Below are 24347 nucleotides of genomic sequence, written 5' to 3'. Positions count from 1 at the left end.
AGTACTCGGCTACGAACCGAGCGGTCGGAGGTTCGAATCCTCCCGGATGCACCATCTTCTCCGAGATAGCAGCTACGCTGTTGTTTCACGGTCTGCGAGATAATCGCCAGTACCGGGGAGGATAACGTTGCTTCAGCAACGGCCCGAAGGGCGAACCGAGTGAGTCATCCTCCCGGATGCACCATCTCTTACTTGATACGGCTTTAGCAGCAGTATCAATATCGGCAGTAAAGCAAGTTTCCCGATGCATCCGTAGCTCAGCTGGATAGAGTACTCGGCTACGAACCGAGCGGTCGGAGGTTCGAATCCTCCCGGATGCACCATCTTCTCCAGGATAGCAGTCACGCTGTTGTTTCACGGTCTGCGAAATAATCGCCAGCGCCGGGGAGGATAACGTTGCTTCAGCAACGGCCCGAAGGGCGAACCGAGTGAGTCATCCTCCCGGATGCACCATCTCTTACTTGATACGGCTTTAGCAGCGGTATCAATATCGGCAGTAAAGCAAGTTTCCCGATGCATCCGTAGCTCAGCTGGATAGAGTACTCGGCTACGAACCGAGCGGTCGGAGGTTCGAATCCTCCCGGATGCACCATCTTCTCCGAGATAGCAGCTACGCTGTTGTTCCATGGTCTGCGAGATAATCGCCAGCGCCAGGGAGGATAACGTTGCTTCAGCAACGGCCCGAAGGGCGAACCCAGTGAGTCATCCTCCCGGATGCACCATCTTCTCCGAGATAGCAGCCACGCTGTTGTTTCACGGCCAGCCACTCTCCTTGCCTCAAAACCCCTTAAGCGCAATCATTCACCTTATTCTTCAGCACTTTTTTCATTGGCAACTCCCTCTTTCCACTATAATTTATTCCTGTATATCGATCTGATTTTGGGTGAGATAAGTGCAAGGAGAGAAATCCATGAAATGGTTCAAAGCAATATCTGCGTTTTGCGCGACGCTTCTGGTCGCCGTATCGCTGGCGGGCTGCGCAGGTTCGTCCACAAAGGAAAGTACTGGTGGGTACATTGACGATACCGTCGTGACCACCAAAGTCAAAACCGCGCTCTTCAATGATAAAGAGATTAAGTCTTCGGAAATTAGCGTCCAGACCTTTAAAGGTCGTGTACAGCTGAGCGGCTTTGTCTCATCCGCCGAAAGCGCTAAACGTGCGGTAGAAGTGACGCGAAAAGTGCAGGGCGTTCGCGTGGTGGAGAACGATTTAAGAATCAAATAAACGCATCAGATTGCATCTGTATCGACAAGGGCGCCTTCGAGCGCCCTTGTCGCATCTGCCGCTGGCAGCGACAAACCTGACCTTTTGCGTTACAGTAAGACCTCCTTAACCGGTTGGTGAGAAGACGATGTACGAACGTTATGCAGGACTGATTTTTGATATGGATGGCACGATCCTCGATACCGAGCCGACGCATCGTAAGGCATGGAACGAGGTTCTCGGACGTTACGGTATGCGTTTTGATATGCAGGCTATGGTCGCGCTTAACGGCTCTCCAACCTGGCGGATTGCTCAGGCCATTATCGAATTAAACCAGGCTGATTTAGATCCTCACCTTCTGGCGCGGGAAAAGACGGACGCGGTGAAAGCGATGCTGCTTGATAGCGTCCGTCCTCTGCCGCTGATTGAAGTGGTTAAAGAGTGGCACGGTCGTCGTCCGATGTCAGTCGGTACCGGCAGCGAGAGCGCCGTTGCTGAAGCGCTGCTGGCCCATCTGGGCCTGCGTCACTACTTCTCGGCGGTGGTTGCCGCCGATCATGTCGCCAACCATAAACCCGCTCCTGATACTTTCTTACTTTGCGCAGAGCGAATGGGTGTTGCGGCGGAAAAATGCGTGGTCTTTGAAGATGCGGACTTCGGTCTGCAGGCGGCGAAGCGCGCCGGAATGGATGCCGTGGACGTGCGATTGTTGTGAGCGACGCGCTGTCGCTGATATCGCTGTTTGCCAGCAGCTTTTTAAGCGCCACGCTGCTTCCCGGTAACTCGGAAGTGGTGTTGATCGCCATGCTTCTGGCGGGAGTGAGTCAGCCGTGGTTACTGGTTTTAATAGCAATAATCGGTAATAGCCTTGGAGGGGTAACTAACGTTATTCTGGGGCGCCTGTTTCCGCTGCGCAAGACATCGCGCTGGCAGGAGAAGGCGACCGGCTGGCTGAGACGTTACGGCGCGGTCACGCTATTATTAAGCTGGGCGCCTGTTATAGGCGATTTGCTGTGTTTACTGGCGGGATGGATGCGCATTTCCTGGGGACCAGTGCTCTTTTTTTTATGCCTTGGCAAAGCATTACGCTATATCGTCATTGCGGCGATAACGCTTCAGGGCATGACGTGGTGGCACTAATTGGACTGACAGTTCAACCATTACAATTATGCTAATTCAAACGATTTCGACAGGCGGGAGGTCAAATTGATCCCGGACGTATCACAGGCGCTGGCCTGGCTGGAAAAAAATCCGCAGGCGCTGCAGGGTATTCAACGTGGTCTTGAACGCGAAACGCTGCGCGTCAACGCTGACGGCACGCTGGCCGCTACCGGTCATCCGCAGGCACTGGGTTCAGCGCTGACTCATAAATGGATTACCACCGATTTTGCCGAAGCTTTGCTGGAATTTATTACGCCGGTTGATGGCGATATCCAGCATATGCTCACCCTCATGCGCGATGTTCATCGCTATACCGCACGCCATATTGGCGACGAGCGGATGTGGCCGCTGAGCATGCCTTGCTATATCGCGCCCGGCCAGGATATTGAACTGGCGCAGTACGGTACCTCTAATATCGGCCGCCTGAAAACGCTGTATCGCGAAGGGCTGAAAAATCGCTACGGCGCGCTGATGCAAACCATCTCCGGCGTGCACTATAACTTCTCGCTGCCGATGGCTTTCTGGCAGGCTAAGTGCGGCGTTGAGGATGCTGAAAGCGGTAAAGAGGCGATTTCCGCGGGCTATTTCCGCTCCATTCGCAACTATTACCGTTTTGGTTGGGTGATTCCATACCTGTTCGGCGCCTCTCCGGCGATCTGCTCATCGTTCCTGCAGGGCAAACCGACGGCGCTGCCGTTTGAGAAAGCCGGCAACGGCATGTACTACCTGCCGTATGCGACCTCGTTGCGTCTGAGCGATCTGGGCTATACCAATAAATCGCAAAGCAATCTCGGAATTACGTTTAACGATCTCTACGAGTATGTGGCAGGATTGAAGCGGGCGATTAAAACGCCTTCCGAAGAGTATGAAAATATCGGGCTGGAGAAAGACGGTAAGCGTCTGCAAATCAACAGCAACGTGCTGCAGATCGAAAACGAGCTGTACGCGCCGATTCGCCCGAAACGCGTGACCCGCAGCGGCGAAACGCCTTCCGACGCGCTGCTGCGCGGCGGTATTGAGTACATTGAAGTTCGCTCCCTGGATATCAATCCGTTCTCACCGATTGGCGTTGATGAGCAGCAGGTGCGTTTCCTCGATCTGTTTATGGTCTGGTGCGTGCTGGCCGATGCGCCGGAGATGAGCAGCGACGAGCTGCTGTGCACGCGCACCAACTGGAATCGGGTGATTCTGGAAGGCCGTAAGCCGGGCCTGACGCTGGGTATTGGCTGCGAAACCGCTCAGTTCCCGCTGGCTCAGGTCGGCAAAGATCTGTTCCGCGATTTACGCCGCGTGGCGCAAACGCTGGATAGCATCCACGGATGCCAGGCCTATCAGCAGGTCTGCGATGAGCTGGTCGCCTGCTTCGATAACCCGGAATTAACCTTCTCGGCGCGCATTCTGCGTTCTATGCTTGAAGAGGGGATTGGCGGTACCGGCAGAGAGCTGGCCGATCGGTATCGGACGATGCTGCGCGAAGAGCCGCTGGAAATTTTAAGCGAAGCGGATTTTGTCGCCGAGCGTGAAGCATCGGTACAGCGTCAGAAGAAGGTGGAGGCGGCGGATAGCGAGCCGTTTGAAGCGCTACTGGCGAGGCACGCGTAGTTTTACGAGCCGTAAAAAAGAAAACGGCCACATCACTGTGGCCAAACTTTCATCTCTGATTCAGGGATGATGATGATAATAAATGCGCGTCTTTCGTATACTCAGACTCGCGGCCTCAAAAAGAGTTCATTTTATTTTAAAAAAAATCACTATCGGAGGTGAAGAATGCCGTTGTTAGATAGTTTCACAGTCGACCATACCCGAATGGAAGCGCCTGCGGTGCGTGTCGCGAAGAAAATGAACACGCCTCACGGCGATGAAATCACCGTTTTCGATCTGCGATTCTGCGTGCCAAACCAGGAAGTGATGCCGGAAAGAGGCATTCACACCCTTGAGCACCTGTTTGCCGGCTTCATGCGCGATCACCTGAACGGCAATGGTGTGGAAATTATCGACATCTCTCCGATGGGCTGCCGCACCGGGTTCTATATGAGCCTGATCGGTACGCCGGACGAGCAGCGCGTCGCGGATGCCTGGAAAGCGGCGATGGCCGACGTGCTGAAGGTGAAAGATCAGAATCAGATCCCGGAGCTGAACGTTTATCAGTGCGGAACCTACACCATGCACTCGCTGGAGGAAGCTCAGGAAATCGCTCGCCATATTATTGAGCGCGATGTCCGCGTCAACAGCAACGATGAGCTGGCGCTGCCGAAAGAAAAACTGCAAGAACTGCACATCTAGTGCTTCTGCCACGGCCCGGCGAACCGCGTCGGGCCGCTACTCCCTGACGCCGCGATGTCGACGACTTTAACCTTCAATTTTCAACACCGTTCGCTGGTGCCTTTTGCCCATGATTACGCCCATGGCGATAGCGAACCCTGGCATCAGCACGATTGCGCCCAGCTGCTGCATATCCTCAGCGGCGTGGTGCGGGTGGAAACCGCGCAGGGTTATTGGGTTGTGCCGCCGGGGCGTGGCGTCTGGCTGCCCGCCGGTACGCCGCATACCCTACGGGTGACCGGCGTCGCGGCCGCGCGAACCCTGTTTATCGATCCCCTTGCCCGGGCCGATCTCCCCTCATCCTGCCAGATAGTCCAGGTGACTCCGCTGCTGCGTGAACTGATCGTCGCGTCGCTGACGCTGGCGGAATCCTACGCGCCGGGCAGCCGCGATGAACGCATTTACGAACTGATCCTCGATGAAATTCGCGGCATGGCAGTGCTGCCGTTTGGCCTGCCGGAGCCGCAAAGCGAAGCGCTGCGCCGTTTATGCCAGAAGGTAAGAGAAGCGCCCGGCGAACCCTGGAGCAGCGCCGAGGCGGCGAAGGAGAGCAGCATGAGCGAGCGCACGCTGAATCGTCATTTTCAGCAGCAGACCTCGCTCACCTGGAGCGAGTGGGTGCGCCGGGCGAAGCTGATGGAAGCGCTGGTTCGCCTGGCACAGGGGCATTCGGTACTGCGGGTGGCGCTGGATCTCGGCTACGGCAGCCATAGCGCTTTTAGCGCCATGTTTCGCCGGGTGATAGGCGTTGCCCCCAGCGACTACTTCCGCTCGCCGGCGTAATGGCCTGCGCTCATCGCATTGCACAACGCCTGCAGCGAGGCGCGCGCCACGTCGCTATCAATTCCTACCCCCCAGCGGCTGTCGCCATTCGGGAAGACGCAGCGAATATAGGCCACTGAACGGCTGTCGCTACGTTCGCCGAGGGTGTGTTCATGATAATCTTTAATCACGATGTGTTGGTTTAACAGGCCGCTCAGCCCGCTGGCGGCGGCGGACAGCAGGCCGTTGCCGCGGCTCTGCAGTCGTCGCGTTTCACCGGCGATGCGCAGGGTCGCCTGCAGAGAAAGCTGGCCGTCCTGCTGGCTATCGCTTTGGTAATCCAGCAGCGCAAGCGGCGGCTGGGGCAGAAGTCCGTAGCGGGCGCGAAACAGCTGCCACAGCGCGTTCTGGGTCATCTCTTTACCATGCGTATCGGTTTCGTGCTGAACGTGCAGGCTAAAATCCTGCTGCAGCGCGCGCGGCAGCTTCAGGCCATGATTCTGCTCAATCAGCCACGCGCTGCCGCTTTTACCGGACTGGCTGTTGACGCGGATCACCGCCTCGTAGCTACAGCCGATATCCTGCGGGTCGATGGGCAGATAGGGCATTTCCCAGCGATCGCCGGGCCGGCGGGCATCGAACCCTTTTTTGATCGCATCCTGATGCGAGCCGGAAAAGGCGGTATAGGCGAGGCTTCCCGCCCACGGGTGGCGCGGATGAACCGGGATCTGGTTGCAGCTTTCGACAATTTCGACCACCCGGTTCATCTCGGAGAAGCTGAGCCGGGGATCGACGCCCTGGCTGTAGAGATTCATCGCCAGCGTCACCAGACAGACGTTACCGGTGCGTTCGCCGTTGCCGAACAGGCAGCCTTCGACGCGGTCGGCGCCGGCCATCACCGCCAGCTCCGCGCTGGCGACGCCGGTTCCCCGGTCGTTATGCGGATGGACGCTGATGCACACATCGGCGCGGCGCGAGAAGTGACGACAAAAATACTCAATTTGATCGGCATAAACGTTAGGCGTGCTCACTTCTACCGTCGCGGGCAGATTGATAATCATCGGCCGTTCGGCGCAGGGCTGCCAGATTTCCGCCACCGCTTCGCAAATCTCCAGCGCGAATTCCGGCTCGGTGAAGCAGAAGGTTTCCGGGGAATACTCGTATTGCCAGCGGGTCTGCGGCTGCTGTTCGCACTGCTGGCGGATAAGCCGGGTGGCGCGGGTCGCCAGCTCGACCACCTGCGCTTTGTTCATTCCAAAAACCAGCTCGCGGAACAGCGGAGCGGTGGCGTTATAGAGGTGAACGGTGGCGCGGTGGGCATCGCGCAGCGATTCGAAGGTCCTGAGGATTAAATCTTCCCGCGCCTGGGTCAGCACCTGAATCGTCACATCCTGCGGGATACGCCGTTCTTCAATCAGTTGACGCACAAAGTTGAAATCGGTTTGCGAAGCCGAGGGAAATGCCACCTCGATCTCTTTAAATCCGCACTCCAGCAGCAAGTCCCAGAACTGCAGCTTGCGCGCGCTGTCCATCGGCTCGGCCAGCGCCTGGTTGCCGTCGCGCAGGTCAGTGGAGAGCCAGCGGGGGGCGCGGGCTATTTTTTGCTCCGGCCAGCGGCGGTCGGGCAGGGCAATCGGCGGATAGGAACGGTATTTTTCACCGGGTTGAGTCAGCATGATTTTCTCCTTCTTAGCGGATCTTCATCGTGCATGACAAGGCGAAAAGGCATCTCCAGCGAACTGGACATCAACTAGCGTAAACCGGACAACCTGCGTGTTGGGCAATAAAAAAGGGATCCGCAGATCCCTTCAGGTCAAACCTTAGTGCGCGCCGCCGCCGCCGCCCCCGGCGCTAAACGGCGGCCTGGCAAACCACACCAACCCGAGCAGTAGGATAAATATCGCCGCCGAGAACCAGAAAATTTCGTTGGCGGAGATAATCAGCCCCTGGTTGGTTATCTGCTGCGCTATCCAGCCGGACGCCTGCTGTTGCGTCATCCCTAATCCCTGCAGCTGATCGTACATCTGCTGGGCGTTGGGATTATACGGCGTCACCGATTCGGTAAGCTGAGCATGGTGCAGCGCCTCGCGGTTCGTCCACATGGTGGTGGTAATCGAGGTGCCGATGGAGCCCGCCAGGGTACGCGTGAAGTTCGACAGGCTCGATGCCGCCGCCAGCCGTTCCGGCGGCAGGCCGGACAGCGTAATGGTTGTCAGCGGCATAAAGAAGCAGGCCACCGCGAAGCCCTGGATAAACTGCGGCCACGCCGAGGCGCCGAAGTCCATACCCGGTTCGAAGGTCCACGCGCGCCAGTAGAAACAGACCGCGTACATAATAAAGCTGAAGGTGACCAGCCGACGCATATCCAGCTTATGCGCGAAGCGGCCGATAATCGGCGACAGGATAACCGGGATCACCCCGACCGGCGCCGAGGCCAGACCGGCCCAGGTGGCGGTATAGCCGTATACCTCCTGCAGTAGCTGCGGCAACAGCACGATAGCGCCGAAGTAGAGCATATAGGCGAGGCTGATACACAGGCAGCCGATGGTGAAGTTTCGCGACTTAAAGAGCGACAGGTCGACTATCGGGTTGTCGTCGGTTAGCTCCCAGACGATCAGGAAGCTTATCGCCACCACCGCGACAATGGTCAGGATGATGATCTCGTTTGAGGCGAACCAGTCCAGCTCTTTACCCCGGTCGAGCATCACCTGCAGGCTACCGATACCAATAATAAGCAGCGCCAGGCCAACGCCGTCAATCCGCCGCTGCTCGGTGCGGGTTTCGCGGTTGCGCAGGGTCTGTAGCGTCATGACCACCACGGCGATGCCAATCGGCACGTTGATAAAGAAGATCCAGCCCCAGTGGTAGTTGTCGCTGATATAGCCGCCGAGGATGGGGCCGCAAATCGGCGCGACGATCACCGTCATTGACCACAGCGCCAGGGCGATAGAGCGCTTGGCGGGCGGATAGTTGCTGAGCAGCAGACTTTGCGACAGCGGGATCAGCGGACCGGCGACGATCCCCTGAATCACGCGGAAGAAAATCAGCATCGTCAGGCTGTTTGACATGCCGCAGGCCCAGGAGGCGATGGCGAACGCCACCGTCGACCAGAGGAACAGCTTCACTTCACCTACGCGTTTTGCCAGCCAGCCGGTAATCGGAATGGAGATAGCGTTCGCCACCCCAAACGAGGTGATAACCCAGGTCCCCTGGCTCAACGATGAGCCAAGGTTACCGGCGATGGTGGGGATGGCCACGTTGGCGATGGTGGAGTCCAGCACCTGCATAAAGGTCGCGAGCGACAGCGCAATGGTCATAATGACCAGCTGCGCGCCTTCCAGCGGTTTTTGCTGTTGCATTACGCTCACCCCGAATTATCCGGCGTTGGCCTGGATGATGTCGTTTATCAGCTTATTGACCGGCTCAAGGCCGATTTCGCGGGCATTACTTTCGTAAACCGGAGAGCTGCGCACCTGGCTTGCCAGCATCTCGCCGCCGCGGTCGGTGGTGTTCACCTCAACCAGGGTCGAAAGGCCGATGCGCAGCGGGTGCTCTGCCAGCTGTTTTTCATCCAGCTCGATACGTACCGGCAGGCGCTGAACCACTTTGATCCAGTTGCCGGTGGCGTTCTGCGCGGGCAGCAGCGAGAAGGCGCTACCGGTGCCCATATCGAGGCCGACCACTTTACCGGTGTATTTCACATCGTCACCGTAAATATCGCTGATCACGGTGGCCGGTTGACCGATACGCATGTGCGCCAGCTGGGTTTCTTTAAAGTTGGCGTCAATCCACAGGTTGGTCGCCGGTACGACGGCCATCAGCGGGGTGGTGCTGCTGATTTGCGCGCCGGGCTGTACGGAGCGACGAGAAACGTAGCCGCTAATCGGGCTGACGATTTTCGTCCGCTGCAGGGCCAGCCAGGCGTTACGCACTTCGGTGGCCGCTTGCAGTACCGCAGGCTGCTGTTCCAGCTTCGTGCCCAGAACGATCGCCTGATTGGCGTTATATTGCTGAATCGCCACGTCCAGTTCGGCCTGCGCGCTGGCAACCGTGTCGCGCGCGTGCTGCAGCTCTTCGCGGCCAATCAGGTTGGCGGCCCCCAGCGGAATACGACGGTTAAGGTCGGTCTGCGCCTGGGAAAGCGCGGTTTTTTTCACGTCGATGCTGGCCTGCAGCTGCTTGCTGTTGATCATCTGCTGGCGCGTTTGACGTACGCTGGCGGCCAGCTGGGTTTGCGCTTTTTCAAACGCCTGCTGGGCATCGGTCTGGTCGAGGGTGACCAGCGGATCGCCTTTTTGCACGTAGTCGGTGTTGTCGGCCCAGACTTTCGTCACGCTGCCGGACACCTGCGCCATAATTTGTACCTGATTCCCTGCCACGTACGCGTCGTCGGTCTCTTCGAAGTGACGCAGTACCAAAAACCAATAAATCCCGTATGCCACGGCAACAATAATAAAGAGCAAGGTCAGCAGCAAGAGGGCGCCTTTACGTTTCCCTTTTTTGCTGCCCGGTTGCTGCGGGGTTTGGCTCTCCGCATTTGCGCTCATGTTATTCTCCACGATCTTATTATTTCACATCGGCTGAGCCGACCTGTTTATCAGAAAGGCCAGCAGAAGATCTGCTGGCCTGTCCGTTTTCCTTGTCAATCCAGAAAAATTGTTGAGCGGTTGGTTCCGCGCTTAGCGCAGAGACTCCGCAAGCACGCCATCCTCTTCCATTTGGTCAAGGCGACCAAGCAGCTTACGGGTGATGTGCTCGAGCTGATCTTTTTCGCTGGTGCTTAAAGAAGACCAGAGTTGATGCAGGCAGTTGTGCTGCGGGGGTAACACTTCGCGCAGGAACTGATGCCCCTTTTCGGTAAGCTGTAAATGCAGGCAGCGACGATCGTTATCGCTTTCGCGGCGCTCAATCCAGCCGCGTTTTTCCAGCTCGTCGGCAATGCGCGTGGCGTTGGTACGCGAAGAGCCCAGCGCGCAGCTCAGCTCGGAAGGCTGAATGCTGTGGTTTTCCTGAGACTCGAGCGTGATCAGCGCCATAAACAATGTCTCGTTAATCCCTTGCGCTTTCAGCATCTTGTTGCGGTTTTCCAGCAATTTTCCCTGCATATGCATGCAAAGACGGGTGAGCAGAATCTCCTGAAAAGGAAAGTCTTCGTGACGGCTGGCGCGGAACTTGAGCATTTGCTCAATGGGAGTAAACGAACTATCCATTTTGGTTATGACCTCATTAATTACAGTCGATATAATAACTATTGTGACAAATAAATCAAATGAATTATTGACAGAAATTGATACTTTAAGCTTATAGCCATGTGCCGATTTTCCAGACAACACCGTAGGTTAGGGCGCTTAATAGTGTAGGCAAAATAATGCTGCGCGTTTTCCAGAAAGCCAGGCCCAGCACGGCGAAGCCAGCCAGCGTGGGCAGCAGGCGGCGGGCATCGTGGAGAATTTCCGGTACGCTGGAGACCACCAGCAGCGCGCAAATAGAGGCGATGCCGATGGTGTCCAGCAGCACGCTGACCGGCCCGCGACGCGTCGGACGCGCGTTCCCGGCGCGCAGGCGCAGCGGCAGATAGCGGAACAGATAATTTACGCAGCCGACCACGACGCCGATAATTAAAACATCACTGTTCATCGGGCATCCCCTCAATGCTGGCCTGCACCAGCGCGGTCAGACAGCCGCAGACGATCCCGGCAAGGATGGCGGCGGGAATGGAAAACAGGATGATCCCCCCCAGCGCCCCTGCCAGCGCGGCGGTTACGCTAAGCGACTGCTTGCGCTGGAAAGAAGCCAGCAAAAAGCTCATAAACAGCGCGGGAAGCATAAAGCCCAGCGCCGCTTCCACCGCCGGAAAGTCGGTCAGCAGGCCGCTGCCCGAATAAGCGCCGATCAGCGTACCGAAGACCCATGACGCCCAGGACATCAAAGCGATACCGATCATCCAGTTTTCGCTCCAGCGTCGATTGTCGCGTACCAGTTTAGCGGTGGCGGCGGCAAAGACCTCATCGGTCAGGCCGAATGCCCATACCGCGGTTTTTTTCTTGCTCATCGCGCGCTGGATGCGGCTGCGCAGGGAAGGGCCGTAGAGAACGTGGCGAACGTCCATCGCCATGACGGTGAGCGCGGCGACCCACAGCGAGCTTCCCGCCGCCAGCATCGCGGTGATCACGAACTGGCTGGCGCCCGCGTAAATAATGCAGGAGAAAAACAGGCTTTCCAGCGGAGTGAAGCCGAGCTTAGTGGCGTTGAGGCCGAAGGCGAAGGCCACGGGAATATAGCTGATGACGATCGGCAGGCTGTCTTTCAGGCCTTCAGCCAGCGTGGCCGCGTCAGCGGGAGGAGAGTGCGTCAATGCGTCAGGATTTTCCATAGGAATTGCTTATTAATAACTCACGTGAAAATCACATGATTAAACAGGTGGATTTACCTTAGCAGAGAGCGGTGCGGCTTAACAGTAACGAAAACGTTGATGGCTAAAGTTATGCAGTTTATTTGCATATCAATCCATCATTTAAAACAGGAGATGTCGTGTTGTGCAGGATGCAGTCTTCCCCGGGGGCGGCGCAAAGCGCCTTGCCCGGGCTACGGCTTTTGTAGCCCGGGCAGATGCGTAGCATCGCCTCCGGGAATTGGCTATAAAGTGGGAGACTATTTCTGCGCGGCCAGCGCTTCGTTCACCCAGCCGTCAAACTGCTGCTGGTGGGCTTTGATCCAGCCGTCGACGTGGCTCTGGATATCTGCTTCTGAACCATGTCCCTCGTGCATCATGGCATTCTCGGCGTTGATGTCGGCAATCGGCAGCTTCATGATGCTAAACAGCTTCGCCGCCGCCGGGTTTTTCTCGGCCCAGGCCTTATTGGCGACGATATGCATGGTGCTGACCGGGAAGCCGTAGTTGGCGCCATTAGAGAGCTTCGTGTCGATGTTTTTTTGCACACCCGGCAGGGAGGAGAATGGCACCTGCAGCCAGACGACGTCTTTACCCGGCTTCAGCACATCGCTGACCCAGTAAGGTGTCCAGGTGTAGTAGATGACCGGCTTGCCCTCTTTATAACGGGCAATGGTGTCGGCCATCATGGCGGCATAGTTACCCTGATTGTGGGTGACGGTATTATTCAGGCCATAGGCATCAAGCTGATGGTTGATCACCGCTTCACAGCCCCAGCCCGGGGTGCAGCCGGTCAGGTCGGCTTTACCGTCGCCGTTGGTGTCAAACAGTTTGGCGATTTTCGGGTCTTTTAACTGATCGATAGATTTAATGTGGTACTGCTCGGCCGTTTTCTTATCAATCAGATAGCCCTGCGCCGCGCCGTTCACAAACACGCCTTCGCGGTAGAACTTTTTATCCCCGCCGGCGGCAGCGTACATATCGTCGTGCAGGGGCTGCCAGTTGACGGCGGTAAAAGTGGCGTCGCCGGAGGCGAGCGAAGTATAGCCAACGTTGTAATCCACTTCGCTCGGCTTATCGACGGTATAACCGAGTTTCTCCAGCGCGCGGCTGACCAGCAGGGTCTGGAAGGTCTCTTCCGAAATGGTGCTCTGAATCGGCTTAACGGTAATGCCTTTGCCAGGCAGATCCGCCGCGAAGGCGGTGGTGGAAATGAGGGCGGTTAACGCTGTGGCAAGGATCGCTGTATGTCGCATCGTTGTTCCTTTTACTTATCAGAAGGGAAGTCTATCCCCCCGGCTGTCGGGGGGATGGGCTCTTATTTACAGAAAGGGCGAGTTATCAGCCCCAGTGGGCCGGTTGCATACCAGCGGCGGTTGCCGCGGCTGCGTGAGTCCCGTCCTACGGCCTGAGTCAGACGGTCAAGAATAATGGCGAGGATAACAATCCCGACGCCGCCAACGGTGGCCAGGCCCATATCAAGGCGACCGATGCCGCGCAGTACCATCTGGCCGAGACCGCCAACGGCAATCATTGAGGCGATGACCACCATCGACAGGGCCAGCATCAGCGTCTGGTTGACCCCGGCCATAATCGTCGGCATGGCCAGCGGTAGCTGAACCTTAAACAACAGCTGACGCGGGCTGGCGCCGAAGGAGCGCGACGCTTCAATCAGATCCGCCGGCACCTGGTTAATCCCCAGAATGGTCAGACGAACAATCGGCGGCAGGGCGAAGATAATGGTGACCACTACGCCCGGAACGTTGCCGATACCGAACAGCATCACAATGGGCACCAGATAGACAAACGCCGGCGTGGTCTGCATCGCGTCGAGCAGCGGACGGATAATTTTCGCCGCCCGCGGGCTCCGCGCCAGCCATATCCCAAGCGGCAGGCCGATCAGCATACAAAACAGCAGCGCGGTCAGCACCAGCGCCAGGGTCACCATCGCCTGCGACCAGGCGCCGATAGCGCCGATAGCGATCAGCGAAATCAGCGTCGCCGCGCCCATGCCGACGCTGGAAATCTGCCAGGCAATCAGCGAGAAAATAATAATCGCCACCGGCGCCGGCATACCCAGCAGCAGCTGCTGGAAGGCGCTCAGGATGTAATCCACCGGTACGCGTATTCCCTGGAATACCGGACGAAAATGCATCACGACCCAGTCGATACCGTGCGTGACCCAGCTGTCGAGTGGGATCAGCGTTTTATGGAACGGGTCCATAATATTGAAGTGTTCCGGCTGCGGCGCGGGCGCGCTGCTCAGCCAGTCGGCACCTCCGCCATCGGTCGGCGCCGGCGTAGAGGTGCCCCAGGCATCGGCGGATTGCGCTGCGCTATCCGCCGCCGGTGCGGTGTCCCACGGGTTAGATTGATCAGCCATTGTTTGCCCCCTCGCGATCTAAAGCCTGCAGCAGCATCCGTTTGGAAATGATGCCGATGTACTGGTGCCCCTCGTCGACAACCGGCACCGCGCACGGTGCATGGCCGACGTGAGAGAGCAGCTCGCTGAGCGGCGTTTGCGCATCCACCGCCTGCGGTGAGTCGATTAACGCCGCATCAATTCCCTGACCTTCGCTTAGCGCGGCTTTCAGGGAATCAATGGAGACAATGCCAACAAACTTATTCCCGCGTTCAATGACGTAGCCATATTCGCGGTCTTCATCCTGCAGCAATTTCAGCGCGGAACGCGGGCCAAAGCCGGGCGTTTTGCGAATCAGCCCCACCGGGCTACGGCGGGCAATATCTTTGGCGCTGAACACCTGGCTAATATCGACGCCGCGGAAGAAGGTTCGGACATAATCATTGGCCGGATTATTGAGTATTTCATCCGGCGTGCCGACCTGAACCACTTCACCATTTTGCATAATGGCAATCCGATCGCCAATACGCATGGCTTCATCAAGATCGTGGGAAATAAAGACCACGGTACGCTGATGTCTGGCCTGTAATTTAGTGAGCTCATCCTGCATCTCGGTACGAATTAACGGGTCGAGCGCGGAGAAGGCTTCATCCATTAACAGAATATCGGGATTAATCGCCAGCGCGCGGGCGAGACCAACGCGCTGGCGCATGCCGCCGGAGAGTTCGTCCGGGTAGGCATGAGCGTAGTTTTCCAGGCCGACCTGGCGCAGCGCCTCCAGCGCTTTCTCCTGGCGTTCCTGAGTCGGCACGCCGGCCAGCTCCATGCCGAAAGCGGCGTTGTCGAGCACGGTCATATGCGGCATAAGCGCAAAGGATTGAAAAACCATCGCAATTTTTTTTCTGCGCACCTCGCGGAGCTCGGCGTCAGAGATTTTAGCGATATCGACGCCGTCGATCAGGACCTGGCCACGGGTGGGTTCAATCAGGCGATTGAGAAGGCGAACCATGGTAGATTTCCCCGATCCGGAGAGCCCCATGATGACGAATATCTCGCCTTCTTCAATGGTCAGACTGGCGTTCTTTACGCCAAGCGATAACCCCGTCTTTTCCAGTATTTGTTCTTTCGATAGTCCTTTATCGATATATTTGAAAGCCCGCTGCGGGTGCTCGCCAAATATCTTATAGAGATTCTTGATTTCTAATTTAATTGCCATGCAATAGAGTGTTTCCTGTTATTTATTAATATCGATACGGTACCCGGTGATGATAATTGCTTTTTTACACCCTAACATACTGAGAATCTGTGACAACCCTTTATGTGGCGTTGCCAGGGAAATGCGCAAGGGAGAATTCCGGTGCATCCCCCGTGATATAAGGGCTGAGCGCGAATGACTTATGGTCGATATTTTTTAGTTATGTTGCGTTAATTCAGGCGAAAATCGAGGGCATGCTGTTGAATATGACACGGTGATGACCGAAAGATATTGAGTGAGGCGAAAACAAATAATGTGAAATAAATCACCAGGAAATATGCTGATATATTCCTGGTGAAAGTAAGGCTAAAAGTCCCAATCGCCGTCGACGGTTTCTTCCGCTTTTCCCATCACATACGATGAACCTGAACCGGAAAAGAAGTCGTGGTTTTCGTCGGCATTCGGCGAAAGCGCGGCGAGGATCGCCGGATTGACGGCGGCCATTTCCGCCGGGAACAGCGCCTCGTAGCCGAGGTTCATCAGCGCCTTATTGGCGTTGTAGCAGAGAAAGGCGTTGACCTCCTCAATCCAGCCGCTATCGGCGTACAGTTCGCGGGTGTAGGCCAGTTCGTTATCATACAGATCCATCAACAGGTCGAGGGCGAAGTTTTTCATCTCCTCGCGCTTCTCGGCGCTGACTATTTCCAGCCCTTTCTGGAATTTGTAGCCAATGTAATAACCGTGTACCGCTTCATCGCGGATGATCAGGCGAATCAGATCGGCGGTGTTGGTCATCTTCCCCCGGCTGGAGAAGTACATCGGCAGCCAGAAGCCGGAGTAGAAGAGGAACGATTCGAGAAAGACGCTGGCGATTTTTTTCTTCAGCGGTTCATCTGCCTGATAGTACTCCAGCATCAGCTGCGCTTTGCGCTGCAGCGGCGCGTTTTGTTCGCTCCAGGCATAGGCGGCATCGACGTCTTTGGTCTGGCAGAGCGTCGAGAAAATGGAGCTGTAGGAGCGGGCGTGCACCGCCTCCATAAAGCTGACGTTCGACAGCACCGCTTCCTCATGCGGGGTGAGGGCGTTGGCCATCAGCGCCGGGGCGCCAACGGTATTCTGGATGGTATCGAGCAGCGTCAGGCCGGTGAAGACGCGAATCGTTAGCTGCTGTTCCGCCGGGGTGAGCGTTTGCCAGGCGGGGATATCGTTAGACAGCGGCACCTTCTCCGGCAGCCAGAAGTTGCTGGTCAGCCGATTCCAGACCTCCAGATCCTTATCATCTTCAATTTTGTTCCAGTTGATGGCGCTGATGCGCGATAAATGGGTCATCCTGTTCTCCTTACAGCGCGCAGGACACGCAGCCTTCGATTTCGGTACCTTCCAGCGCCAGCTGGCGCAGACGGATGTAATAGAGCGTTTTGATGCCTTTCTTCCACGCGTAGATTTGCGCTTTATTGATATCGCGCGTGGTGGCGGTATCGGGGAAGAATAGGGTCAGCGACAGCCCCTGATCGACATGGCGCGTCGCCTCGGCGTAGGTGTCGATGATCTTCTGCGGGCCGATTTCGTAAGCGTCCTGATACAGCGCCAGGTTGTCGTTGGTCATAAACGGCGCCGGATAGTAAACGCGTCCGGTTTTCCCCTCCTTGCGGATCTCTATCTTCGACACGATCGGATGGATGCTGGAGGTCGCGTGGTTGATGTACGAAATAGAGCCCGTCGGCGGCACCGCCTGCAGGTTGCGGTTATAAATGCCGTAGCGCATCACGTCATCGCGCAGCTGCCGCCACATATCGCGGTCGGGCAGGACAATACCGGCACGGGCAAACAGCGCGCGGACTTTCGCCGTTTTCGGCTGCCAGTCGCCTTCCAGGTAGGGGCGGAAATAATCACCGCTGGCGTACCGCGACTGCTCGAATCCGGCAAAACGCGTGCCTTTTTCCCGCGCTATCAGCATCGAGGTACGCAGCGCGTGCCAGGTGATGGTATAGAAATAGAAATTGGTGAAATCCAGCCCCGCTTCGCTGCCGTAGGCAATACCTTCGCGCGCCAGATAGCCGTGCAGATTCATCTGCCCAAGGCCGATGGCGTGCGAGGCGGCATTGCCCGCCGCGACCGACGGTACCGAACGGATATCGCTCATTTCGGACACCGCGGTCAGACCGCGCACCGCGACCTCAACCGTGCGGGCGAAATCAGGAGAGTCCATAGTATGGGCGATATTCAGCGAGCCGAGGTTGCAGGAGATATCCTGGCCGATGCTGGCGTAATCCAGGTTTTCGTCAAAGGTAGAAGGCGCGTTAACCTGCAGGATCTCCGAGCACAGGTTGCTCATATTGATGCGCCCGGCAATCGGGTTCGCGCGATTAACCGTGTCTTCAAACATGATGTACGGATAGCCGGATTCAAACTGAATTTCCGCCAGCCGCTGGAACAGATCGCGGGCGCGGATCCAGCGCTTGCTGACCCGCGCGTCGGCCACCAGTTGTGCATACATTTCGCTTACCGCGATATCGCCGAACGGTTTACCGTACAGGCGCTCGACGTCGTAGGGCGAGAATAGCGCCATCTGCGCATCTTCTTTCGCTAGCTGAAAGGTGATATCCGGAATCACCACCCCGAGCGAGAGCGTTTTAATGCGGATTTTTTCATCGGCGTTCTCGCGTTTGGTATCAAGGAAACGCAGGATATCGGGATGATGGGCGTGCAGATAGACCGCGCCGGCCCCCTGGCGCGCGCCGAGCTGGTTGGCGTAAGAGAAGGCGTCTTCCAGCATTTTCATCACCGGCACCACGCCGGAGGACTGATTCTCGATGCGCTTGATGGGCGCCCCGGCTTCGCGAAGATTGGAGAGCAGAAACGCCACGCCGCCGCCGCGCTTGGATAGCTGCAGCGCCGAGTTCACCGCCCGGCCAATGGATTCCATATTGTCTTCGATGCGCAGCAGAAAGCAGGAGACCAGCTCGCCGCGCTGCTGTTTACCCGCGTTGAGGAACGTCGGCGTGGCGGGCTGAAAGCGTCCGGAGAGGATCTCATCGGTTAGCTGCCGGGCCAGCGCCTCGTTACCCTGCGCCAGGGCCAGGGCTACCATGCAGGTGCGGTCGCCAAAGCCTTCAAGGTAGCGCTTACCATCGAAGGTTTTCAGCGCGTAGCTGGTATAGAACTTCCATGCGCCGAGAAACGTCTGGAAGCGAAAACCGTAGTCCTGAGCGTACGCGAACAGCGCATGAATAAACGAGCGATCGTAGCGGGCCAGCACCCTGGCGTCGTAATAGCCTTCTGCGACCAGCCACGTCAGCCTGTCGTCCTGGCTGGTAAAGGGCACGGTATTCGGCTCAACGTGGTTGGCCATAAACGCCGCTACCGCCTGATGGTCTTTGTCAAACGGGATGCGGCCGTTGCTGTCGTAGAGATTCAGCATCGCGTTGAGGGCGTGGAAATCCGGCGCCTCGGTGGTTATACGTTCTGCGGTTGTCGTTGCCAAAATTCGCTTACTCCTTTACGCACGTTGTCGACATCTTGCGGGGTGCCCATCAGCTCAAAGCGATAGAGATACGGTACGCCGCATTTCTGCTTGATGACGTCGCCTGCCCGGCCGTAGGCCTCGCCAAAATTACGATTGCCCGCGGCGATGACGCCGCGAATGAGCTGGCGGTTATGCGGATCGTTGAGGAAACGGATCGCCTGCCGGGGGACCGCGCCCGCCGTGCCGCCGCCGCCATAGCTGGGGACGATAAGAATGTAGGGTTCGTCTACCTGGATGCGCTCGCGTTCGTTAAGCGGTATACGCACGGCGGGCAGCTCCAGACGCTGGACGAACCGGTGCGTATTTTCGGAACTGCTGGAGAAGTAGACGATCAGGCTCATACGCTGGCCGCTGACGCTGTCGGGCGCAGGCGATTGATCATATCGGGACGGAAGCCGGACCAGCGGGTCTCTCCGGCAATCACCACCGGCAGCTGACGGAAACCCTGCTCGCGCAGCATATCGACGGCTTCAGGGTGATGGTCGATGTTGATCATGTCGAATTCAAACCCGCGGGTTTCCATGGCCCGTTTAGTGGCATGGCATTGCACGCAGTCGTTTTTAGTGTAAATAGTAATGCGCATGATTCGTATTTCCATTTAAGATAACAGTACGACGTAAAAATTGACGTCGCGTGCTATGGGTTATCGTTGAAGGAAATACTAGATGTAGTTATTTAAAAGTTCAACAACTCAATATATATGGTTTTTGTAAAGGTTAGCCCCCGCGGGAGGATCCGGCGGGGGGCGGGATTTCTTGCCGTGAAATTACAGGCGCATACTCACCGCCAGACGATTAAAGGCGTTCATCAGGCTGATGGCGAAGGTCAGATCGCTGATCTGGCGGGCGCTGAAATGGTCCAGCAGCGGCTGATAAACGGCGTCTTCCGCATGACTTTCGGCGATATGGGTCACCGATTCCGCCCACGCCAGCGCCGCGCGTTCCGCATCGCTGAAATGGGCGCTCACCCGCCAGCCTGCCAGCGCGTCCAGCTTGTTTTGCGCGACGCCGGATTTACGCAGGGCTTTGCTGTGCATCTCCAGGCAGAAGGCGCAGCCGTTGATTTGCGATACCCGCAAATACACCAGCTCGATCAGCGCGCCATCCAGCTCGCTTTTTTCCAGCGCAATTTTGGCCTGAACCAGGGCGTTATAGACTTCCGGGCTCAGTTCATTGTACGGCTGACGTAGTGTGTTCATTTTACTCTCCTCATTAAGACGCGAGGAAAATAGCACTATAATGGACTGCATAAGATAGCCATATTGCGATGAAAAAAGCAGACCATGATGGACGGTAAAAAAATTCCGCACTACCAGCGCATTGCCCGACAGCTTAAGCAGGCGATTGAGCGCGGCGAGCTGGCTCCGGGCAGCAGGCTGCCTGCAAGTCGGGTCTATGCTCAGGAGCTTGGCGTGTCGCGGGCGACGATTGAGAACGCCTGGGGAGATCTGGTGGCGCAGGGATGGCTGGAGCGGCGCGGACAGGCGGGGACCTTTGTCAGCGATCGGCTGCTGCCGCAGCAAAACGCGCCCGTTCAGCCCGTCGAGGGCGATGAACCCGCGGCGCCGCTGCCGTTTCAGCTGGGGCTGCCCGCGCTGGATCTGTTTCCACGCGGCCTTTGGGCGCGCGTGATGGGTCGGCGTCTGCGTACACAAACGCGTTTTGACCTCGCGCCAGGCGATCCCAGCGGTGAACCGACGCTTCGCCGGGCGATCGTCGATTATTTGCGTCTGTCGCGCAGCATTGAGTGTCGGCCTGAGCAGGTCTTGATCACCGGTTGCTACGCGGCCTCGATGCGCCTTATTTTGCGCACGCTGGCGCGGCCTGGCCAGCAAATGTGGATGGAAGATCCGGGGTTTCCGCTGATCCGGCCGGTAGTGAACGACGAGGGGGTGGCGATCAATCCCGTTCCGGTCGACGACGACGGGATGGATATTCCCTGGGCGCAGCGGCATTACCCGAGTGCCCATTTCGCGCTGCTGACCCCGGCTCATCAAAGCCCGCTCGGCGTGGCGCTATCGCTGGCCAGGCGCAGACAGCTCCTGCTATGGGCGGCGCAGAATAACGCGTGGATTATCGAAGATGATTACGATAGCGAATTCCGCTATCACGGTAAGCCGCTGCCGCCGCTGAAAAGCCTCGACGCCCCGCAGCGGGTCATCTATGCCGGGGCGTTCAGCAAGTCTTTGTTCCCGGCATTACGCGCGGCCTGGCTGGTGGTGCCTGAGCCGCTGGTGGCGCCGTTTCGTGAACAGGCCGCGCTGATGTGCTGTAGCGTGCCGACGCTGTGGCAGCAGACGCTGGCGGATTTTATTCGCGAAGGCCACTTCTGGCGGCATCTGAAGAAAATGCGCGCCAGCTATGCCCAGCGCCGACTGTGGCTTGAGTCGGCGCTGCGGGCGCAGGGATTCACCGTCGTGCCTCAGGCGGGCGGGATCCAGATGGTGGTCAGGGTCGCCGGAGACGATCGGCCTCTGGCGCAGCGCGCCAGACGGGCTGGTCTGGCCGTACAGGCGCTGAGCGACTGGCGGATGGAGACTCGGGGAGAAGGGGGGCTGATAATGAGCTTCACCAACCTGACGTCGGCAGAAATGGCGAATCAGGCTGTGCGTAAGCTTTATGTCGCGCTTTACCCGCAGAGATAACAAAAACCCCTGCAGTGCAGGGGTAGACGCGTATTTGTTATCTTCATGGGTCTGGCTGTTTTATTATCGACGTAAATTCAGCAATACGCCAATAAATACCCCAACGGCAGCTGCGGCGCCAACGCTTTGCCACGGTTTATCGCGCACGTAGCTGTCAGCGCAGCCCATGGCATCGCACGCCGCCTGCTGAACGCGGTTATTGCCGTTAAGCCGCGCGCGGGTCTCTTTCAGCAGCGCCTGCGCTTTTTTACGCGCGGCCTCCGCTTCGTCCTTGGCGTCGCTGCCCCATGATTTCAGCACCTCTTCCAGCGTATCCGCTAATTGGCTGACATCATTATGGATATCTTCAGCGCTCTCTTCTACGTTGTTGCGGTTTGCTCGGTTGGCCATTGGTTTCTCCCTTTATTCCATTGAGTCTATAAGTGTAGGACAAGATTTTGAATTATGCTGTAAATAGCCCTTTATGGAATATTCCGAAAGCGTTGCCTTTAATGAATAAGGTAAGGTTAACGTGCGGTAAAAGATAATGAGGAATGAGTATGTATTTAAGACCCGATGAGGTGGCGCGTGTTCTTGAAAAAGCCGGCTTCACCATGGATGTTGTGACGCAAAAAGCGTACGGCTATCGCCGTGGCGATAATTATGTTTATGTGAACCGTGAAGCTCGTATGGGGCGTACCGCGTTAATTATTCATCCGGCTTTAAAAGAGCGCAGCACAACGCTTGCGGAGCCCGCGTCGGATATCAAAACCTGCGATCACTACGAGCAGTTCCCGCTCTATTTAGCGGGCGATGCTCAGCAGCATTATGGTATTCCACACGGGTTCAGTTCGCGCATGGCGCTTGAGCGTTTTCTGAGTGGCCTGTTTGGCGAAACGCAGTATAGCTGACAAAAAGCGGCTGGCTGAACCAGTCGCTTTTTTGTATCAACTCAGGCTTTGGCCTGCTGATAGGGGCTGACGCGAAACAGGCGGCGGCAGTAGTCGAGGAAATAGCCGTAAGCTGCGCCCATCATCATCGATACCACGATGTTGGAACTTACCGCCGCGGCGATCTGATGCCAGTCGGCGCCGACAACCAGCAAAATCGCGACGTATACCGGCGACTGGAACGTCACATAGGCCACCACATCCGCAATATTCTTCATCCAGCCGGACGCGCTAATGCGGCGCGCCTGGCGCATCGCGAAATCGCGATAAAAACCGTAAGGCACGGCAATAATAATGTTCACCGGAATCGCCACCAGTCTCGAAGATAACGACTGCTGGAAGGTCATTCCGGAGAGAAAAATTTCGATCATCATGTTCACAACGGTGCAGTACACCACCATCGCGAAGGTGTCTGCTACCGCATGACGCAAGCGGGACTGCGCAGAGAACATTGGTATGCTCCTCGAAAATGAAGTCGATAATGCCAAAAGATTCGCGGTTATTCAGCGTTTTTGGGTGCCTGTTTTGATGTGCGTAGATTATATCTCTGCATTAAAAGAGGCAACTAGCTATAAATTTTTATTTAAAGGCTTTTGGTCGATAAAATACTCTGCGTCAGGCTATTTTTTGTTCGTTACGCTACTTTTGTTCTCTTTGTTGATTTTTTTATTGTTTTTCAATTGGTTGTAAAATAAATACGTCATATGGATGAGAGCCAATCCGGGTTGTGAGGGGGGATTTCGCGACAGAATCGCGTAGCGGTGTGAGTTGTGTCACTTTTGGCGTTTTTTACACGTATAAAAGAGGAATGGTAGCATTATATGCTGATTTGTCTGCTGGGTGGGCATTCGGATTTTTTGCATGACTATTCTATAAGCGCCCGTAGCGCCCTGCGAGGCGCAACCGTAAATATACGGATAACCTGCTGAGCAAACAGGTAATAAGATAAAGACGTTGCCTGGTGAATAGTATTATTTGCAAAAGAATTTATTCAGTGTTGATAATTTCGCTTTTATCGATTTGTTTGCCTTATTAATTGCTAAACATTTCTGGTGCTATATCAGGAATTAGTGAAAGGCTGGAAATACATTATCATATCAATTAAACTAGCGCCGTAATCTTTGTTTCATTTGCTATTTGGGAATTTTTTGAATTATATGTCATTACTATTAGAGAAATTGAATAATATCCGTTCACTTCGCGCCATGTCCCGTGAATTCTCCATTGACGTGCTTGAAGATATGCTGGCAAAGCTAAGGACCGTCACTGAAGAAAAACGCGCTGAGGAGCAGGCGGCTCAGGCGCTGCGCGCAGAACATCAGGAAAAAATAAATACCTGGCTGGAATTAATGATGGCTGACGGCATTACCCCTGAACAATTAGCGGGCTACAACAGCGCTTCCCCGAAAGGGAGCAAAAAGCGCCAGCCGCGTCCGGCTAAATATCGTTTTACCGACCATACCGGCGCCGAGAAAACCTGGACCGGTCAGGGACGTATGCCGAAGCCGCTGGCTAAAGCGGTGGCTGAGGGAAAATCCCTCGATAGCTTCCTGATCTAATATTGAAAACGGTGGGGAGACCCACCGTTATCGTTAGCCGGCTTAATCAGCACACGCCAAAATCGCCGTCTTCTTTATAAGCCGTCACATCGGCGGCCTTCAGCGTATATTTCTCACCCTGCTCGTTGCTTGCCTGAACGGCAATAATGCGATCGTCCTGGACTTCAACGACTTTAAGTTTTGGCCCACCCGCGCGCGGTTGTACCAGGTCACCGACTGAAAACATACTGCTTCTCCTGTGTGCTGATGAATCTTTTCGCTGACATAACCATAGCTCAGCAAAAGCGTTACC

Annotated in this window: 26 protein-coding genes and 2 tRNA genes; 11 read left to right on the top strand and 17 right to left on the bottom strand. The window is 56.4% G+C overall.

From position 1 onward, the window contains the following. Positions 1-246: 246 nt before the first annotated feature. The 8 genes from ABLU67_RS25470 (at position 247) to ABLU67_RS25435 (ending at position 5470) form a co-directional block, all read left to right on the top strand. Positions 247-323 (top strand) — tRNA-Arg (locus ABLU67_RS25470). Positions 324-515: 192 nt separating this feature from the next. Continuing rightward, positions 516-592: transfer RNA gene (locus ABLU67_RS25465), tRNA-Arg, on the top strand. A 318-nt stretch (positions 593-910) separates the two neighbouring features. Continuing rightward, positions 911-1225, top strand: a complete 315-nt coding sequence (locus ABLU67_RS25460) for a BON domain-containing protein (RefSeq protein ID WP_004853477.1) — start codon at positions 911-913, stop codon at positions 1223-1225. 127 nt (positions 1226-1352) lie between these two features. Then, complete coding sequence (yqaB, locus tag ABLU67_RS25455) at positions 1353-1919, top strand: fructose-1-phosphate/6-phosphogluconate phosphatase (protein ID WP_014226508.1); 567 nt, start codon at positions 1353-1355, stop codon at positions 1917-1919. After that, positions 1916-2344: a YqaA family protein gene (locus tag ABLU67_RS25450; protein WP_025107289.1), complete on the top strand. Its 429-nt coding sequence runs from the start codon at positions 1916-1918 to the stop codon at positions 2342-2344. The genes yqaB and ABLU67_RS25450 overlap by 4 nt, the downstream gene beginning before the upstream one ends. Before the next feature lie 66 nt (positions 2345-2410). Further along, complete coding sequence (gene gshA / locus ABLU67_RS25445) at positions 2411-3967, top strand: glutamate--cysteine ligase (RefSeq protein WP_348852584.1); 1557 nt, start codon at positions 2411-2413, stop codon at positions 3965-3967. Between the two features lie 165 nt (positions 3968-4132). Further along, on the top strand, positions 4133-4648 hold the full coding sequence (luxS, locus tag ABLU67_RS25440) for an S-ribosylhomocysteine lyase (protein WP_004104795.1): 516 nt from the start codon (positions 4133-4135) through the stop codon (positions 4646-4648). Between the two features lie 54 nt (positions 4649-4702). Continuing rightward, positions 4703-5470: a helix-turn-helix transcriptional regulator gene (locus ABLU67_RS25435; RefSeq protein ID WP_014839297.1), complete on the top strand. Its 768-nt coding sequence runs from the start codon at positions 4703-4705 to the stop codon at positions 5468-5470. On the opposite strand, the gene leuA is transcribed toward ABLU67_RS25435, so the two are convergent. The 14 genes from leuA to ABLU67_RS25365 form a co-directional block, all read right to left on the bottom strand. Then, a complete protein-coding gene (gene leuA, locus ABLU67_RS25430; protein ID WP_049098799.1) occupies positions 5449-7125 on the bottom strand; it encodes a 2-isopropylmalate synthase in 1677 nt (558 codons plus the stop codon). The genes ABLU67_RS25435 and leuA overlap by 22 nt on opposite strands. A 144-nt stretch (positions 7126-7269) precedes the next feature. Next, positions 7270-8808 (bottom strand): multidrug efflux MFS transporter permease subunit EmrB, encoded by a 1539-nt coding sequence (gene emrB, locus ABLU67_RS25425; RefSeq protein ID WP_004123984.1) that lies wholly within the window; start codon positions 8806-8808, stop codon positions 7270-7272. A 15-nt stretch (positions 8809-8823) separates the two neighbouring features. Continuing rightward, the gene (gene emrA / locus ABLU67_RS25420; RefSeq protein ID WP_004853464.1) at positions 8824-9996 is read right to left on the bottom strand and encodes a multidrug efflux MFS transporter periplasmic adaptor subunit EmrA; all 1173 of its coding nucleotides are present in this window, start codon (positions 9994-9996) and stop codon (positions 8824-8826) included. A gap of 132 nt (positions 9997-10128) precedes the next feature. Continuing rightward, positions 10129-10659, bottom strand: coding sequence for a transcriptional repressor MprA (gene mprA, locus ABLU67_RS25415; protein WP_004104785.1), 531 nt, complete (start codon positions 10657-10659; stop codon positions 10129-10131). 91 nt (positions 10660-10750) lie between these two features. After that, positions 10751-11086, bottom strand: coding sequence for an L-valine transporter subunit YgaH (gene ygaH / locus ABLU67_RS25410; RefSeq protein WP_009652550.1), 336 nt, complete (start codon positions 11084-11086; stop codon positions 10751-10753). Then, positions 11076-11822, bottom strand: a complete 747-nt coding sequence (locus ABLU67_RS25405; protein ID WP_048260163.1) for an AzlC family ABC transporter permease — start codon at positions 11820-11822, stop codon at positions 11076-11078. The genes ygaH and ABLU67_RS25405 overlap by 11 nt, the downstream gene beginning before the upstream one ends. 278 nt (positions 11823-12100) lie before the next feature. Further along, positions 12101-13096, bottom strand: coding sequence for a glycine betaine/L-proline ABC transporter substrate-binding protein ProX (gene proX / locus ABLU67_RS25400; protein WP_004853458.1), 996 nt, complete (start codon positions 13094-13096; stop codon positions 12101-12103). A 62-nt stretch (positions 13097-13158) separates the two neighbouring features. Then, entirely contained in the window at positions 13159-14223 is a 1065-nt protein-coding gene (gene proW / locus ABLU67_RS25395; protein WP_004853456.1) for a glycine betaine/L-proline ABC transporter permease ProW, read from the bottom strand. Beyond that, the gene (proV, locus tag ABLU67_RS25390) at positions 14216-15418 is read right to left on the bottom strand and encodes a glycine betaine/L-proline ABC transporter ATP-binding protein ProV (RefSeq protein WP_014226499.1); all 1203 of its coding nucleotides are present in this window, start codon (positions 15416-15418) and stop codon (positions 14216-14218) included. The genes proW and proV overlap by 8 nt, the downstream gene beginning before the upstream one ends. A 345-nt stretch (positions 15419-15763) precedes the next feature. Then, a complete protein-coding gene (gene nrdF, locus ABLU67_RS25385; protein WP_221842500.1) occupies positions 15764-16726 on the bottom strand; it encodes a class 1b ribonucleoside-diphosphate reductase subunit beta in 963 nt (320 codons plus the stop codon). Positions 16727-16736: 10 nt separating this feature from the next. After that, a complete protein-coding gene (gene nrdE, locus ABLU67_RS25380) occupies positions 16737-18881 on the bottom strand; it encodes a class 1b ribonucleoside-diphosphate reductase subunit alpha (RefSeq protein ID WP_348852583.1) in 2145 nt (714 codons plus the stop codon). Next, on the bottom strand, positions 18854-19264 hold the full coding sequence (gene nrdI, locus ABLU67_RS25375; RefSeq protein WP_014226496.1) for a class Ib ribonucleoside-diphosphate reductase assembly flavoprotein NrdI: 411 nt from the start codon (positions 19262-19264) through the stop codon (positions 18854-18856). Before nrdI ends, nrdE begins: the two co-directional genes overlap by 28 nt. Beyond that, positions 19261-19506 (bottom strand): glutaredoxin-like protein NrdH, encoded by a 246-nt coding sequence (gene nrdH, locus ABLU67_RS25370; protein ID WP_004853449.1) that lies wholly within the window; start codon positions 19504-19506, stop codon positions 19261-19263. The genes nrdI and nrdH overlap by 4 nt, the downstream gene beginning before the upstream one ends. 183 nt (positions 19507-19689) lie before the next feature. Then, positions 19690-20121: a carboxymuconolactone decarboxylase family protein gene (locus ABLU67_RS25365; RefSeq protein WP_004853446.1), complete on the bottom strand. Its 432-nt coding sequence runs from the start codon at positions 20119-20121 to the stop codon at positions 19690-19692. An 87-nt stretch (positions 20122-20208) separates the two neighbouring features. Between ABLU67_RS25365 and ABLU67_RS25360 the strand changes: the two genes are divergently transcribed. Further along, complete coding sequence (locus tag ABLU67_RS25360; protein WP_161506373.1) at positions 20209-21567, top strand: PLP-dependent aminotransferase family protein; 1359 nt, start codon at positions 20209-20211, stop codon at positions 21565-21567. A gap of 63 nt (positions 21568-21630) precedes the next feature. On the opposite strand, the gene ABLU67_RS25355 is transcribed toward ABLU67_RS25360, so the two are convergent. Continuing rightward, positions 21631-21957, bottom strand: a complete 327-nt coding sequence (locus ABLU67_RS25355; RefSeq protein ID WP_004123945.1) for a DUF883 family protein — start codon at positions 21955-21957, stop codon at positions 21631-21633. A gap of 149 nt (positions 21958-22106) precedes the next feature. On the opposite strand from ABLU67_RS25355, the gene ABLU67_RS25350 reads away from it, so the two are divergent. Beyond that, positions 22107-22457 (top strand): DUF2002 family protein, encoded by a 351-nt coding sequence (locus ABLU67_RS25350; RefSeq protein ID WP_004123942.1) that lies wholly within the window; start codon positions 22107-22109, stop codon positions 22455-22457. A 41-nt stretch (positions 22458-22498) separates the two neighbouring features. Here the strand turns inward: ABLU67_RS25350 and alaE are convergent, their stop codons facing one another. Continuing rightward, positions 22499-22948: an L-alanine exporter AlaE gene (gene alaE / locus ABLU67_RS25345; RefSeq protein ID WP_004853442.1), complete on the bottom strand. Its 450-nt coding sequence runs from the start codon at positions 22946-22948 to the stop codon at positions 22499-22501. A 705-nt stretch (positions 22949-23653) separates the two neighbouring features. Here alaE and stpA point away from each other — a divergent pair. Further along, positions 23654-24055, top strand: a complete 402-nt coding sequence (gene stpA / locus ABLU67_RS25340; RefSeq protein ID WP_014839288.1) for a DNA-binding protein StpA — start codon at positions 23654-23656, stop codon at positions 24053-24055. A 46-nt stretch (positions 24056-24101) separates the two neighbouring features. Here stpA and ABLU67_RS25335 read toward each other — a convergent pair whose 3' ends face one another. Beyond that, positions 24102-24281: a hypothetical protein gene (locus ABLU67_RS25335; protein ID WP_014226493.1), complete on the bottom strand. Its 180-nt coding sequence runs from the start codon at positions 24279-24281 to the stop codon at positions 24102-24104. Positions 24282-24347 lie beyond the last annotated feature (66 nt).

Source organism: Klebsiella sp. GN_Kp190 (assembly GCF_040061795.1).
GTDB lineage: Bacteria > Pseudomonadota > Gammaproteobacteria > Enterobacterales > Enterobacteriaceae > Klebsiella > Klebsiella michiganensis.
The sequence above is the reverse complement of the archived record's forward strand: the minus strand, read 5'-3'. Positions and strand labels throughout refer to the sequence as shown.

Bases quoted from the DNA above. Each gene is read 5' to 3' on its own strand.
- ABLU67_RS25460 (WP_004853477.1), top strand. From the start codon at position 911: ATGAAATGGTTCAAAGCAATATCTGCGTTTTGCGCGACGCTTCTGGTC.
- yqaB (WP_014226508.1), top strand. From the start codon at position 1,353: ATGTACGAACGTTATGCAGGACTGATTTTTGATATGGATGGCACGATC.
- luxS (WP_004104795.1), top strand. From the start codon at position 4,133: ATGCCGTTGTTAGATAGTTTCACAGTCGACCATACCCGAATGGAAGCG.
- ABLU67_RS25435 (WP_014839297.1), top strand. From the start codon at position 4,703: ATGTCGACGACTTTAACCTTCAATTTTCAACACCGTTCGCTGGTGCCT.
- leuA (WP_049098799.1), bottom strand. From the start codon at position 7,125: ATGCTGACTCAACCCGGTGAAAAATACCGTTCCTATCCGCCGATTGCC.
- emrB (WP_004123984.1), bottom strand. From the start codon at position 8,808: ATGCAACAGCAAAAACCGCTGGAAGGCGCGCAGCTGGTCATTATGACC.
- emrA (WP_004853464.1), bottom strand. From the start codon at position 9,996: ATGAGCGCAAATGCGGAGAGCCAAACCCCGCAGCAACCGGGCAGCAAA.
- mprA (WP_004104785.1), bottom strand. From the start codon at position 10,659: ATGGATAGTTCGTTTACTCCCATTGAGCAAATGCTCAAGTTCCGCGCC.
- ygaH (WP_009652550.1), bottom strand. From the start codon at position 11,086: ATGAACAGTGATGTTTTAATTATCGGCGTCGTGGTCGGCTGCGTAAAT.
- ABLU67_RS25405 (WP_048260163.1), bottom strand. From the start codon at position 11,822: ATGGAAAATCCTGACGCATTGACGCACTCTCCTCCCGCTGACGCGGCC.
- proX (WP_004853458.1), bottom strand. From the start codon at position 13,096: ATGCGACATACAGCGATCCTTGCCACAGCGTTAACCGCCCTCATTTCC.
- proW (WP_004853456.1), bottom strand. From the start codon at position 14,223: ATGGCTGATCAATCTAACCCGTGGGACACCGCACCGGCGGCGGATAGC.
- proV (WP_014226499.1), bottom strand. From the start codon at position 15,418: ATGGCAATTAAATTAGAAATCAAGAATCTCTATAAGATATTTGGCGAG.
- nrdF (WP_221842500.1), bottom strand. From the start codon at position 16,726: ATGACCCATTTATCGCGCATCAGCGCCATCAACTGGAACAAAATTGAA.
- nrdI (WP_014226496.1), bottom strand. From the start codon at position 19,264: ATGAGCCTGATCGTCTACTTCTCCAGCAGTTCCGAAAATACGCACCGG.
- nrdH (WP_004853449.1), bottom strand. From the start codon at position 19,506: ATGCGCATTACTATTTACACTAAAAACGACTGCGTGCAATGCCATGCC.
- ABLU67_RS25365 (WP_004853446.1), bottom strand. From the start codon at position 20,121: ATGAACACACTACGTCAGCCGTACAATGAACTGAGCCCGGAAGTCTAT.
- ABLU67_RS25360 (WP_161506373.1), top strand. From the start codon at position 20,209: ATGGACGGTAAAAAAATTCCGCACTACCAGCGCATTGCCCGACAGCTT.
- ABLU67_RS25355 (WP_004123945.1), bottom strand. From the start codon at position 21,957: ATGGCCAACCGAGCAAACCGCAACAACGTAGAAGAGAGCGCTGAAGAT.
- ABLU67_RS25350 (WP_004123942.1), top strand. From the start codon at position 22,107: ATGTATTTAAGACCCGATGAGGTGGCGCGTGTTCTTGAAAAAGCCGGC.
- alaE (WP_004853442.1), bottom strand. From the start codon at position 22,948: ATGTTCTCTGCGCAGTCCCGCTTGCGTCATGCGGTAGCAGACACCTTC.
- stpA (WP_014839288.1), top strand. From the start codon at position 23,654: ATGTCATTACTATTAGAGAAATTGAATAATATCCGTTCACTTCGCGCC.
- ABLU67_RS25335 (WP_014226493.1), bottom strand. From the start codon at position 24,281: ATGTTTTCAGTCGGTGACCTGGTACAACCGCGCGCGGGTGGGCCAAAA.